This window comes from Chamaesiphon sp. VAR_69_metabat_338 (genome assembly GCF_031423935.1).
Lineage (GTDB): Bacteria > Cyanobacteriota > Cyanobacteriia > Cyanobacteriales > Chamaesiphonaceae > Chamaesiphon.
The window spans coordinates 1-12,033 of record NZ_JANPGM010000183.1 but is presented as its reverse complement, the minus strand read 5'-3'; the positions used below and the strand labels follow the sequence as shown (position 1 = coordinate 12,033).

Annotated in this window: 14 protein-coding genes; 3 read left to right on the top strand and 11 right to left on the bottom strand. The window is 47.1% G+C overall.

Annotated features, from left to right (window positions below):
* A partial coding sequence (locus RMO84_RS05445; protein WP_310487458.1) for a serine protease occupies positions 1 to 838 on the bottom strand: 838 nt, incomplete at its 3' end.
* A 109-nt stretch (positions 839 to 947) separates the two neighbouring features.
* Here RMO84_RS05445 and RMO84_RS05440 point away from each other — a divergent pair.
* Positions 948 to 1,757 carry a glutathione S-transferase family protein gene (locus RMO84_RS05440; RefSeq protein WP_310487457.1) on the top strand — a complete coding sequence of 270 codons (810 nt, stop codon included), beginning with the start codon at positions 948 to 950 and terminating at the stop codon, positions 1,755 to 1,757.
* 338 nt (positions 1,758 to 2,095) lie between these two features.
* Here RMO84_RS05440 and RMO84_RS05435 read toward each other — a convergent pair whose 3' ends face one another.
* Positions 2,096 to 2,248: a hypothetical protein gene (locus RMO84_RS05435; RefSeq protein ID WP_310487456.1), complete on the bottom strand. Its 153-nt coding sequence runs from the start codon at positions 2,246 to 2,248 to the stop codon at positions 2,096 to 2,098.
* On the opposite strand from RMO84_RS05435, the gene RMO84_RS05430 reads away from it, so the two are divergent.
* On the top strand, positions 2,232 to 2,972 hold the full coding sequence (locus RMO84_RS05430; RefSeq protein WP_310487455.1) for a hypothetical protein: 741 nt from the start codon (positions 2,232 to 2,234) through the stop codon (positions 2,970 to 2,972). The genes RMO84_RS05435 and RMO84_RS05430 overlap by 17 nt on opposite strands.
* 29 nt (positions 2,973 to 3,001) lie before the next feature.
* Here the strand turns inward: RMO84_RS05430 and RMO84_RS05425 are convergent, their stop codons facing one another.
* The 6 genes from RMO84_RS05425 to RMO84_RS05400 all read right to left on the bottom strand — a co-directional run bounded on the left by RMO84_RS05425 (position 3,002) and on the right by RMO84_RS05400 (position 8,483).
* Entirely contained in the window at positions 3,002 to 3,235 is a 234-nt protein-coding gene (locus tag RMO84_RS05425; RefSeq protein ID WP_310487454.1) for a hypothetical protein, read from the bottom strand.
* Between the two features lie 158 nt (positions 3,236 to 3,393).
* Entirely contained in the window at positions 3,394 to 3,993 is a 600-nt protein-coding gene (locus RMO84_RS05420; RefSeq protein ID WP_310487453.1) for a thioredoxin family protein, read from the bottom strand.
* An 87-nt stretch (positions 3,994 to 4,080) separates the two neighbouring features.
* Entirely contained in the window at positions 4,081 to 5,082 is a 1,002-nt protein-coding gene (locus RMO84_RS05415) for a hypothetical protein (RefSeq protein WP_310487452.1), read from the bottom strand.
* Positions 5,083 to 5,377: 295 nt separating this feature from the next.
* Complete coding sequence (locus RMO84_RS05410; protein ID WP_310487451.1) at positions 5,378 to 5,896, bottom strand: Ycf51 family protein; 519 nt, start codon at positions 5,894 to 5,896, stop codon at positions 5,378 to 5,380.
* 151 nt (positions 5,897 to 6,047) lie between these two features.
* Entirely contained in the window at positions 6,048 to 6,524 is a 477-nt protein-coding gene (gene sufU / locus RMO84_RS05405) for a Fe-S cluster assembly sulfur transfer protein SufU (protein ID WP_310487450.1), read from the bottom strand.
* Between the two features lie 66 nt (positions 6,525 to 6,590).
* Complete coding sequence (locus RMO84_RS05400; RefSeq protein WP_310487449.1) at positions 6,591 to 8,483, bottom strand: SLBB domain-containing protein; 1,893 nt, start codon at positions 8,481 to 8,483, stop codon at positions 6,591 to 6,593.
* Positions 8,484 to 8,959: 476 nt separating this feature from the next.
* Between RMO84_RS05400 and mnmA the strand changes: the two genes are divergently transcribed.
* Positions 8,960 to 10,042, top strand: coding sequence for a tRNA 2-thiouridine(34) synthase MnmA (gene mnmA / locus RMO84_RS05395; RefSeq protein WP_310487448.1), 1,083 nt, complete (start codon positions 8,960 to 8,962; stop codon positions 10,040 to 10,042).
* A 213-nt stretch (positions 10,043 to 10,255) separates the two neighbouring features.
* Here the strand turns inward: mnmA and trpA are convergent, their stop codons facing one another.
* The 3 genes from trpA to ndhL all read right to left on the bottom strand — a co-directional run bounded on the left by trpA (position 10,256) and on the right by ndhL (position 11,754).
* Entirely contained in the window at positions 10,256 to 11,050 is a 795-nt protein-coding gene (gene trpA / locus RMO84_RS05390; protein ID WP_310487460.1) for a tryptophan synthase subunit alpha, read from the bottom strand.
* Between the two features lie 164 nt (positions 11,051 to 11,214).
* A complete protein-coding gene (locus RMO84_RS05385) occupies positions 11,215 to 11,523 on the bottom strand; it encodes a DUF3007 family protein (protein WP_310487447.1) in 309 nt (102 codons plus the stop codon).
* A 9-nt stretch (positions 11,524 to 11,532) separates the two neighbouring features.
* A complete protein-coding gene (ndhL, locus tag RMO84_RS05380; RefSeq protein ID WP_310487459.1) occupies positions 11,533 to 11,754 on the bottom strand; it encodes an NAD(P)H-quinone oxidoreductase subunit L in 222 nt (73 codons plus the stop codon).
* Between the last annotated feature and the right edge of the window lie 279 nt (positions 11,755 to 12,033).

Genomic DNA, 12,033 nt, shown 5'->3' with positions numbered 1-12,033 from the left:
CGAGAACATACTCGATCGGAATCGCCCAACTAGAATTATGAATTTGTTCTTTTAGCTCATCGCTGGCTGTCGCGCCATTTTCGAGAATTTCGGACGTATCCCATAGCGGATTGGCATGAACGCCATTAATGCCAATTAAGTCGCCAGATCGATCGACTAACGGCCCGCCACTCATCCCCTTGCGGATCGCCGCATCAAATCCGATTCCATAGCCACCGACAATGGCAATTGGCAACATATGTGTAATTTGACCATCAACAGTATCTAGACCCCAGGGAGCCTTCTCCAGGTCATTCAGATGGCGATCGACTTTATCATTGGTACCGATCGGAAATCCTGCCGCCCAGACGCGATCGCCAATCTTAGGTGCTACTGTCGCTAATTTGGCAGTAATGTAACTGCGCTGGTGACTTTGAAACCGCAGCATGCTCAGGTCGCGGTTGTGTCTAGTGGGTGGAGCGATTAAAGCGGCTGCATAGATCTGACCGTCGTGGGTTTGCAATTGATAGGGAGCACTGCTAGCCTGCACGACATGAGCATTGGTAATGACTGTATACACTCGATCGTGTCGTTCGAGTAACACCCCCGAACCAATACGTTCGCCATGTGCGATCACTTTGATCGAAATCGCGCGCAGATGTCGCTGAATTTTTTGCTCTGGAGTGACTCCTAACTCAGACACTACAAAGGATTGAGTCAAAATTCTCGGCAGCCCGAGCGTCAAGATGGTGACGTACAACATTGGTACTAGCCTAGCAATCCAGTATTGCCATTCGAGCGCGGTTATTCGTTCGCGGAGCGTCCGCTTGGCGGAATCATGTGGGGCGATCTTAGACATTATAAATAGGATCGGAGTGAAAACCGTAAGCTTGTAGACATGTATTTCACTATTGATGTTCTAGGATAAATGATAGTGCTGTTGTAAATTACGCTCGGGAATAAAATACATGTTGGAACTATACCAATTTGAATTGTCGCAATTTTCGGAAAAAGTTAGATTAGTGCTGGACTATAAAGGGTTAGCATACCGCAAAATTGAAGTCTTACCAGGTATGGGGCAATTGGAATTATTTCGGCTGTCGGGACAAAGACAAGTACCCGTATTAAAAGATGGGAATAAAGTTATTGCTGACTCTACCGCGATCGCGCTCTATTTGGACAAGACTTATCCAGATCGCCCAATTATACCTACAAATCCTCAACAAAAAGCAACCTGTTTGCTACTAGAACAATGGGCTGATGATTCGATCGGTAGCAAGGGTCGGACGATTTTGTTAGAAAGCCTTAAAAGTAGCAGCCTACGTACATCTATTTTACCAACTGGCACCCCGGATGTGCTCAAAAATCTCATTGGCGCGATTCCGCGAGAAGCGATCGATCTACTGGGTTTGGGCGTCGGGTTGACACCAGACTCGATTAAAGCCGCCAAAGCCGAGATGCATCGCAGTCTCGAATCGATCTGTATGCTATTGTCTCAAAATTCTTCCGCTTATCTGACTGGGGATACCCCTACTCTAGCCGACTTGACGGTCGCAGGATTGAGCCTCCTGCTCAAAATTCCGGAAGGCCCCTATCTGGATATCCCATTCAATCTCAAGGGCAAAGGTATTCCTGGGTTTGCAGATAATCCAGATTACGATCTATTTTTTACTTGGCGGGATAAGTTGTATGCTGACTTCCGCAAACCCCATACTCCCAATATTAATAATTCGGGCGCAGCACCAGCCACGACGCCAACAACGATCGCGATCGATTAGTTGTTAACCAGATCTTAAGTTTCCCACGCAGTTTGTCGCTGCTAAATATCCTCGTTAGTTCCGGCTAGCGAGGATATTTCGATTTATGGCAATGACGATCGCAGTTCTCTTCAAGCAGCAGGATCGAGTTTTAACCATGTAGCGATTTACTAGCTTGATTCAGCCACTTAGCTAGGGTTGCAATCTTCGCATTTTTGCTACTACATATTTTTTGATTGGCACGATCGACGCTAGCATTTGAGTCTAGCTCTCAAGGAACATAAATCACAGTGTTATTCGATCGACAGCTACTGACGAATTACAATTAGAGTGTTATTGTCAATAGTATAATGGCTGAACTAATGCATGGATGGCAACAGATCGAAGGTATTTTCAGCATTAAGTTCGAGATTTGCAAATTTTAGATAACCCCGAATCGTGATGAAATATAGATCTTTTGCCGCAATCTTTAGTGGCACAGCTTCAATGGTACTGATGAGTAATGCTGCCAATGCAGTTACCTTGAGTGGTTATGATACCAATCCTGTTAATGATATTCGATTGTTGAATCCCGTTAACTCTCAAACTGCGTTCGGCAATTTTTCAGCAAACTTGGATAGTGCAACTGTGACCACTGAAAGCTTTGAAACTACCGCCACCCCCAATGGTTCTTTTATTGATGGGCTAACTACACAGATTTCTGGAATAACAGCTAACTTTTCGTACAAAAAGGATAGTGGTGCTTCTGCTAATGGTGGTGCTTCAACACAAGTACAGCAGACAAGTATCGGTGGGGTTCTTGGGAATGGAGCCTACCCAACTGATAACGTTCGATTCATTTCAATCAACAGTTCCAACAACCTATCCATCAATTTCAGCTCTTCGATCGCTGCCTTTGGCTACTTTGGCACAGATTTGGGAGATAGCGGTAATATCTTAACCATGCAGTTTTTCAATGCAAATAACACTCTAGTTAGTTCGCAAGTTATCGGCAGTACTGGTTCAGCCAACAGTTCACAGTTCTTCTTTGGTTTTATTGCGGATAGTCCATCCGAGGAATTTAACCGAGTTGTGTTTTCCAATAGTGCCAGCAATGATGCGATCGGTATCGACCAAATCAAAATTGCTACACCAACTCAGGTTAAGACTAAAATACCCGAACCGGCTTCGGTTTGGGGAACCTTACTCTGTGGTGGCTGTTTGGTAGCAATTAAGCGGAGATTGAAACGAGTCTAGATTAGCGATTGCGGGACTGCGATCTCTAATTAGACTCGTTCTACTGCTTGATAGTCGCGACAATCGATCGCCGCTTCCGAACAGGCCACCTGGGGATTGACGGTACATTTGAGATAGCAACTATTGGTGAAATATTTGCACTTGTAACAAGGCACTCGGTGCAGCCGTTGCACGGTTACAAGTCCGGTTTGACACTGGGCGATAATCGTCCAGCAAGTAATCGAGGCAATTCCCCAAGCCAAAATAGCGTAGATGAAAATCATTAGTTAATTCAACTCCAGACGAATGCATCGAAGTAGTGAATGAACGGATGCTAGCACACCGATCGAGGCTAGATTGTCGCTATTTAATATAAATTTTTATAAGTAAGCTCTACTCGATCGATCGCCAATCGCAGATTGAATTAGGGATGAGATCGCGCTTACTCTTCAGCACGGATGCCGGTAAAGTATTCAGGTTCGTTACCTGGAATCCACTTGATATTACAGCCGATACTGGGGCGTTGATTGGCATCGACCTCTTTACCAGCTAGTAGAAACTCGATCGCGTGGCGCAAATCTTGCCCCGTGACTGGTTTACCATTCGAGGGGCGACTATCATCTAATTGGCCGCGATAAGCCAAATGGCGATCGCCATCGAATAAAAAGAAGTCAGGCGTACAAGCTGCCGTATACATTTTGGCCACAGCTTGGCTGGCATCCGCACAGACCGGAAAATTAAACCCTTCAGCATGGGCTAAGGCTGCTAAATGTTCGGGAGCATCGTCGGGATATTTCTCGATGTCATTGGGGCTAACTGCCACCATTGCCAATCCTTGGGCACTATAGTCTTTGCCGATCTGTGCCAGTTGAGTTTGGACGTGTTTGACAAACGGACAATGCACTGAAATAAACATTACCAGCAACGCTGGTTTGCCTGTAAATGTAGCTAGTGAGATCGTTGCGCCACTAACAACATCCACAAGCTGAAAATCTGGCGCACTCACGCCCAAAGCTAACATCGTCGATGCAGTTCGTACCATAAGCTAATCTACTCTCCCTTGGGCGCAGTGCCTGACAAGATCTTTGACGCTTACTAGCGTAGCTTAATTGCGATCGCCAATGGCACCTCAGGCTTTAATTGCATAGAGCGGTAGCAAAGACTGTAACAGTCCAGTTGCGGCCTTGCCATATTCTTCTAGCTCGACGAGTAGCTCGACCGCACACGTCATGCTTTCCTCCAGTTGTGACATGCTGGGATAAGCTTTGAGAACTTCTAATAAGAGATCGTCGAGCTGATACTCGCGCATGGTGTTGACTGACTGACTGCTGAAATTAAAATCAGGTCGGAGCATCACCAAAAGAATGATTTTGGCACGCAATGGATTGCTGTAGCTCATCACCGTCTGCCGCAAGCTGAAGGAGTCGTACTCGGGTACTTGATATTCTGCTTCTGGTGTAACTTCAGCATTCCCAAAATTGCCGACTTCTGACAAATTTGGATCGTAATATGTCTCGTAAGCAGATTCATCGATATCGGCACTAGCGGCGGATACTTCTGCAAATTGTTGAGTGGCTAGAGGTGCATAGGCGCGCTCTAGTGCCGAGGGCACGACTTGACTGGTGAATGCTTGAGTCGGTGCTGGTGTATAAGCGCGCTCTAGCGCGGATGGCACGGGTTGACTGTTGTAGTTAGCTTGGGTTGGTTCTGGGGCATAGGCGCGCTGAAGTGCAGAAGGTACGCCACGATCGCTGTTATCTGAGTAGGTGGGTTCGGGATCGACCTGCGGAGCTGGTGGTGACTGGGGTCTACCAGCGTGTTCTTGCCGAAATTCAGGATATAATTGCCCGATCGCTAGATAAATTACTTTAGCAATTTCGATATATTGCTTGGGCTTATTAACTGTCTTAATCAGATTTTGCAACAGTAATCTAAACCGATCGAGCGTAGTATGCTCTCTCAGGATTTGTTCGATTAAATACTGAAAATTAATCGATTCTAAATATTCAGTATCTTTCTCCCATCTGCTCGTACACAGGCAATACAGCATTTTTTTAATGCGAACTGCTTCTTGATGTTTATCTAAGTAGTTAACGACTTGTTGAAGTAAATTTGGGTCATTAATCCTCATGAAGTTAACCAGCTTTAATATCTAAGTTTAGGTCGAACGATGCAATTTAAAATCTTATCTGTCGCTCTGACGCATTTAGCCGTACAGATTGGTAGATGTTGATGCTTGAACTAGGAAGTTGGCAGATGAAGTCGAACTATCGGCGAGCCGAAGTTGTTAGTTGGAAGCAGTGGCGATCGAACAAACACGATCGATCTCTCTTAATCTTTACAACTTCTCATATTGTTCCCAGGCAAGCTGCATCGCTAACTCATAACTTAAACTTTGTAGCCAGTGTCGAGCTAACTGACGGTAATTATGCTCGTGTTTGGGCTACCTTAGCCAAATTACCGCGATCGATCGCGATCTGGAGTTCGATATCTTCACCACCACCGAGCGACCGCGTGACTTCGCCCAATACTAAGGGCTGTGAAAGTCCTGGCTGGGGATGGATCGTCGTCCGCGCGCGAATCTTGAGTTGTCGATCGACCGCACCAGATCGACCGTAGGAATATAAATCGGCTGCGGCTTGGCGTAATGTTGCTTCCAATCCCGTTTCGCTAATTGGTGTTTGCACGACGATCGTCGCTCGATCGCTACCGTTATCATAAATTAGGGAATAATGTGCGGCACCAGGAACATTGGTATGGACGATTGGCACTAAACTGAGGGCAAATAATCCCGCCGTCAGTACGCCCATAAAGCCCGTCGCACCCACCAATCGGTACTTAAACCCCCATTTTAAGACCAAGGCCAAGATCGTCACGCCAGCGAACGCTAGGGTGGCAATTCCCGACCATTGACAGTATTTAAGAAAGTCAGCAGTTGAAATCATCTAAGTTGGGAGTTGGGAGTTGGGAGTGGCGGCTGAAATCACGCGGAGGTTTCCTCCGCATGTGTTTCAGTCAAGACAGGGAGTTGGCAGTAGTCTGAAGGAATGAGGCCGATATCCATCATCTAGACTTCAATCGATAGCAATCGCATTGCTATTCAGCTTCGTTAGTAACAAAATCGGCAAGTTTAGCTTCTCCAGTCATTTGGAGTGCTGCTTTGAGCGTATGCCAGCCGAGGTTGGCACATTTAATTCGCACGGGAAATTGAGCCACGCCTTTCATCACATTGAGTTTGCGTTGCGCTTTGGGAAATTCTGTTTCCCCTTTCATCATCCCTTGAAAGGTAGCGATTAATTCTTGTGCTTCGGCGATCGTCTTACCAGTTAAGGCTCCTGCCATCAGATCGACAGAAGCCAAGGCAATCGCACAACCTTCACCTTCAAATTTGACATCCTCGATCCGCTCGCCACTAGCATCGAGTTGCAGTGTCAACTCGATCGTATCGCCACAAGATGGATTGTGCCCTTTTTGATAGCGATCGATCGGATTGGTTTTACCGCGATGGGTGGGCTTTTTATAGTGTTCGAGAATAACCTGTTGGTAGAGATCGCGTAAATTAGTCGTGTTCATAGCAATTTGAGCAGATCGATCGATAACCGGATCTCTATTATCGTCGATCGCTACTGCACTAGCTAGTTACTTAGTGTACTGGAGGATATTAAATAGCCCGCTAAATGGTGACAGAATCGAGCTGAAACCGTCGCCAATCCGAGTCAGGTTATTGCGCCCGATGACGATCGTATCGTTATTTTGCAGACGGGGATTGTTCTCAGCATCAATCCCTCTGGCAAAGTTGAGTTTGATCAACCGTTTGGTCACAGTACCATTGGGATTGAGGCGGATTAGATCGACCTCATTCTTGTTAGCACGGATGTTGTTAAAACCACCGGCGAGGAGGATTGCTTGATTGAGAGTGGTATTGGAGGGGACATCCCGACTACCACCAGAAATACCAGCTTCACCAATGACATTGACCTTGATCGTTGTGGGCGACAAGGTTGAAGATGCTACGACATCGACATCTTGTGCGTTTGGATTCTGCGCGACGGGGATAAAGATGCGATCGCCTTCTTGGAGGATGATATCTTGACTGGTATCCCCTTGTTGGATCAGTTTAAACAAGTTTAGCGATATTTTTTGTTCGCCAGCACGGGTCGTCCGAATCAATTGAATTTGACGAATATCCGCAGTGGGTTTGATCCCCGATGCAGATTGAATGGCATTGGTGACAGTCGGCAGCGAGACAGCTCCAGTTAACTGAGTGCTGTTATTGGTTGTGTTCGCAGCTCCAGTTACCGTGTAAGTACCGGGACGATTGACTTCACCCACAACAACTACTCTTGGTGGGTTGATTGCCTGTGGGCCTAAATTGGAAGCAGCAACTAGAGTGCTATTGGCACTATTAATCTCATTGGCGGTAGGGAGCAGGATCGTATCGCCATCTTGGAGGATGATATCTTGACCGAAATCCCCAGCTTTGAGCAGATTCAGTAAGTTAATGGGTACGGTTTGACCGTTACCAGTCCGCGTATTCCGTCTGACCTTAATTCGGCTCAGATCGGCAGATGCGGTACTCCCACCAGCAATTTTGATGGCCTCTGTCAGCGTGGGCGGGGTGACGCGTCCGCCAGTACCTGCTGCTGCACCACCAGCACTTTCACCTCTGAGCGTATAAGTACCTGGTTTGCCGACTTCACCTAAGATCGCGACTTTGACAGTAGCATCTTGATTGGCTAAATTAGAACCAGCCAACCGCAATCTATCTGCGGTATTTACACCTTCCGAACGGGCAATGTAAATAGTATCGCCATCTCTGAGCGTAATATCCTGAGATGTGTTGCCGCGCTGAAGGACATCAAAGATATTCACTGAGAAAATTCTGCCAGTTGCCGCCCGTCGGACTTGAACTTGGCGGAGATTTGCCGTCTGAGTGGTACCACCTGCGAGTTGAATTGCTTGGCTGATCGTCGGGAACTTGCGGTTTTCAGCAGAGAAGGGAATCGTATAAGAACCAGAGCGAGTGACTTCACCCGCGATCGCAAATTGCACCGGACGCGGTGCGAGTACGCTAATGGTCACGATCGGACGTTTGACATAGCGAGAGAAATAATTCGTCAGCAATCCTGACGCTTTCTGGACTGTCAATCCTTGCACGGGAATCGACCCGATTACGGGCAGGTTGATCGAACCATCGCCGAGAACGTAAAACTCGCCACTATATTCAGGCACATTGAAAATATCTACCCGCAATCTATCGCCAGCACCCAAGGTGTAGGAATCGGCAAAATTGCCAGCAGGTACAGCAACGCGGCGATTTTGAGCGGGTTTAGCAGGAGCTTTTGGTTTGGCGGCTTTTTTGACTGGGGTTTGCGCGACCTTTGCCGGGATGGCTTTGACTGGAGTACTTGACTTCCCGGCTGGGGCTGGCACACTCATTGCCACTGACTGAAAATTGACGATCGCCAACACTGGCAGTAGGCCAGCAATCGTGCCCTTGTACATATAAGTCCGCAAACTAGCAGTATTCATAACAATTTATATAGTTAGTTATCTTTTAGAATCAGTATTTAGGTCTAGTTTAAGGCTTAGACCTCGGTTCGATCTTCGGTCGTTTAGCGTACCTGTAGAATTCTAGTACTAAACAAGTGGCGTGGATCGGGTTTTGAACGGACGGGCAGGATAGACAAATCGATTGAGAAGCTGCTGAGCGATCGCAATCGGGCAAAGTGACTAGAATCTGCTGTGTTCTGACGACGCTAAACCGCAAATTGATGTTCCCAAAACTAGCCAAGAGCCAAGTTTTGGGATGATTTTTGCCGATCTGTTTAAGTATGCCCACTCGTTGGCGCAGCCTACCATAGGTAATCGCCAAAAAATAGCTCCCGATTTTAAATCGGCGGTAATCGCCCCAACAAATCGGAGCGGTGTACGCGCCATAATCTAACCCACCAAACGCGATCGGGAAGTGTTAACGTAAGATTGGGCAATTTATACTATAGATTCTGATGTTGCCATCTCCAAAAAAAGTTGTCGTGGGACTCTCTGGCGGGGTAGACAGTTCTGTCGCTGCCGCGATTTTGTGCGAGCAAGGTTATGATGTCATCGGTCTGACCTTGTGGTTGATGCGTGGGAAGGGTCAATGTTGCTCCGAAGGCATGGTCGATGCGGCGAAAATTTGCGAGCAATTAGGCATTACCCATCAGATTGTCGATAGTCGCGATACTTTCGAGCAATATATTATCGATTATCTGGTGGCAGGCTACGAAGCTGGTATTACCCCACTACCTTGCTCGCAGTGCAATAAGGCCGTGAAATTTGGGCCGATGGTCAAATATGCCAAAGCCGAATTGGGAGCCGACTATATTGCCACGGGCCATTATGCGCGGATTACCTATGACGAGACTCTGCAACGGCATCAACTCCGGCGGGCGATCGATCGATCGAAGGATCAAACTTATTTTCTCTATGATTTAGAGCAAGAAATTTTGGCAGCGACAGTTTTCCCACTAGGCGAAACACTCAAAACCCAAACGCGAGAAATTGCGACAGGATTGAATCTCTCCACTGCCGATAAGCCCGAAAGCCAAGATCTATGCTTGGTTGAAAAACACGGCTCGATGAAAACCTTCCTGGATAAATATATCAACGAGCGTCCGGGTGACATCGTCGATACCCAAGGTGCCATCCTCGGTCAACATCTAGGCATCCATCATTACACGATCGGTCAACGGCGCGGGATTGGCATTGCCGCACCCGAACCGCTCTATGTAGTCGCCCTCGATGCTGTCAAAAATCGGGTCGTCGTCGGCTCCCGCGAAGAAACTCACGGCACCGAATGCACGATCGATCGCGTCAACTGGGTATCGATTCCCCAACCGACTGCCCCAATTCGCGCTCTAGTTCAAGTACGCTATCGATCGGAAGCCGTTCCTGTTAGCGTAATTCCGATCGCAGATAATAAGGTCAAATTGGTATTTGACGAACCCCAATTTGGGATTACTCCCGGTCAAGCAGCGGTCTGGTATGACGGTGATATCGTCCTCGGCGGCGGCATTATCGATCCGATTGCTGAAAAACACATCGGTTAAGACACAAACCTGACTTTTCCAAAAAGACAGTAGGGTGCGTTACTGCGCAAGCATAACGCACCAATTCTGGGATCGATCGGTTCTGAAAAGATCTCAAATGGTTTCTATAGAAACCATTTGAGATCTTTTAAGTTTTAGCCATAAAATCGGTGCGTTATGCTCCGCAGTAACACACCCTACTCTCCTACTTGGATTATTTACGATCGGATAGTGCTAAACGATCGCCGCTTTCAAACTCTGACAAAACTGCTCGATCGATTGTAGCCCCTCTACCTGCGTTCCCGCTGCCAAACGCTTAACCATCGCACTGCCGACAATTACCCCATCTGCGCCCCATTTACGCACCTGCTCAGCGTGTTCTGGTGCCGAGATCCCAAAGCCAATGGCAATCGGTTTATCAGTGACACTCCGTAGATTAGTCAGGATATCGCCAACGCGATCTTCCAGTCCCGAGCGCACCCCAGTCACGCCAGTCACACTCACTAAATAAATAAACCCTTGAGACTTAGCCGCGATCGAGATAATTCGCTCTTGCGAGCTAGTCGGTGCGACCAAGAGAATCACCTCAATACCAATTTCTGCCGCTGGTACTAATAATTCCTCGGCTTCTTCTAGCGGTAAATCTGGCACTACCAAACCCTTGACACCAGCCGCCGCAATTTGGGTTAAAAAGTTCCGAATGCCTAAATTGAGGATGGGATTGTAATAAGTAAATAAAATAATCGGTGCTTCGATCTGCGGACTCACCTCCGCCACCATCTGGATGACATCATTGAGTTTGACGCCGCGTGCTAACGCACGAGTAGCCGCTGCCTGAATGATCGGCCCATCGGCTAAGGGATCTGAATAGGGAACGCCTAATTCGATTAAATCCGCACCTGCGGCATCTAAGGTTTTGAGTGCTGCTGCCGTGGTTGCTAAGTCTGGATCGCCAGCGGTAATAAACGGAATGAGCGCACACCGACCGCGATCGCGTAAAGACTGAAAACAACTAGAAACAGAGCGCATAGGAAGTTGAAACTGGAGGACTGGATGACTATTACTCAGAATAAAGTAACCTGAGTAGTTAGAAGCCACTTCTCAGGATATTAGTCCGCCTTCGCGGACTTTGCAACAATAGCCACGATTTCAATCGTAGGTATCGATCCAGAACTATTAATTAGTACATCAATCTACGTCTGAGTGCGTTCTCGATCGATTTCGGCTTGAATTTCGGCAAGTTGTTCGGGAGTTAGTTCGTCGAGGCGTTTTTGCAAAACAGCTTCCTCATAATCTTTGAGCTGTTGCCCGTAGGTCATGTTTTTGGTTGCTACCCGAAATACGTAACTAAACGACCACGCCAAAATGATGCCAACTAATACTAGTTGACTCCAAATGCCAGCATTGATGTTATCCAATCCAACCAGCTTCAAGCCTAAGTATCCAGCACCACCGATCGCAAAGACGACGATCCCAATGACAATGACATCAATTCTGCGCATTAGTGGTCTCTAAGCCTCGATTTCACGACGTCTGGGACGTAGATTGAGGAATGGGGAGAGTAAAATCATCCCTGGAAAAAAGAAGAATACTAGAAAATACATCGCCAGTCGCTCGATCGAACTAGCTACATACCAACGGTTTTGCAAGTATAAGTACAATGCCCCAGGTAAAACTAGCAGGTAAGCCCCGCTCAAAGTCAAATATAGCAGTGCAACAATCATATGCTCGATATTAAATACATTACTGACAGGTAAAACCCACTCAAAATTAAATACAGCAGTGCGACGCTCGTAGGGTTAGGATTTTTTACTCAATCTGGTTTTATTTTACCAGGTTCGGCTGGTTATCCGATCGTGCCGGTAGCACTGATGGTACCCTCCGATTGCTAACTCAAATCCTCTGGATCGTTTTTTTCGATCCGGTTGGGTAAAGGTTGGCGCGAGGGTTGAAGGCTTTGGAGCATCTCGGCGATTTGGAGATTTTCCAGAGACAGATGTTTGGCTTCTCGG

Excerpts from the sequence above, each read along its gene's own strand:
- RMO84_RS05440 (WP_310487457.1), top strand. The coding sequence starts at position 948 with ATGTTGGAACTATACCAATTTGAATTGTCGCAATTTTCGGAAAAAGTT.
- RMO84_RS05430 (WP_310487455.1), top strand. The coding sequence starts at position 2,232 with ATGAGTAATGCTGCCAATGCAGTTACCTTGAGTGGTTATGATACCAAT.
- RMO84_RS05425 (WP_310487454.1), bottom strand. The coding sequence starts at position 3,235 with ATGATTTTCATCTACGCTATTTTGGCTTGGGGAATTGCCTCGATTACT.
- RMO84_RS05420 (WP_310487453.1), bottom strand. The coding sequence starts at position 3,993 with ATGGTACGAACTGCATCGACGATGTTAGCTTTGGGCGTGAGTGCGCCA.
- RMO84_RS05415 (WP_310487452.1), bottom strand. The coding sequence starts at position 5,082 with ATGAGGATTAATGACCCAAATTTACTTCAACAAGTCGTTAACTACTTA.
- RMO84_RS05410 (WP_310487451.1), bottom strand. The coding sequence starts at position 5,896 with ATGATTTCAACTGCTGACTTTCTTAAATACTGTCAATGGTCGGGAATT.
- sufU (WP_310487450.1), bottom strand. The coding sequence starts at position 6,524 with ATGAACACGACTAATTTACGCGATCTCTACCAACAGGTTATTCTCGAA.
- RMO84_RS05400 (WP_310487449.1), bottom strand. The coding sequence starts at position 8,483 with ATGAATACTGCTAGTTTGCGGACTTATATGTACAAGGGCACGATTGCT.
- mnmA (WP_310487448.1), top strand. The coding sequence starts at position 8,960 with ATGTTGCCATCTCCAAAAAAAGTTGTCGTGGGACTCTCTGGCGGGGTA.
- trpA (WP_310487460.1), bottom strand. The coding sequence starts at position 11,050 with ATGCGCTCTGTTTCTAGTTGTTTTCAGTCTTTACGCGATCGCGGTCGG.
- RMO84_RS05385 (WP_310487447.1), bottom strand. The coding sequence starts at position 11,523 with ATGCGCAGAATTGATGTCATTGTCATTGGGATCGTCGTCTTTGCGATC.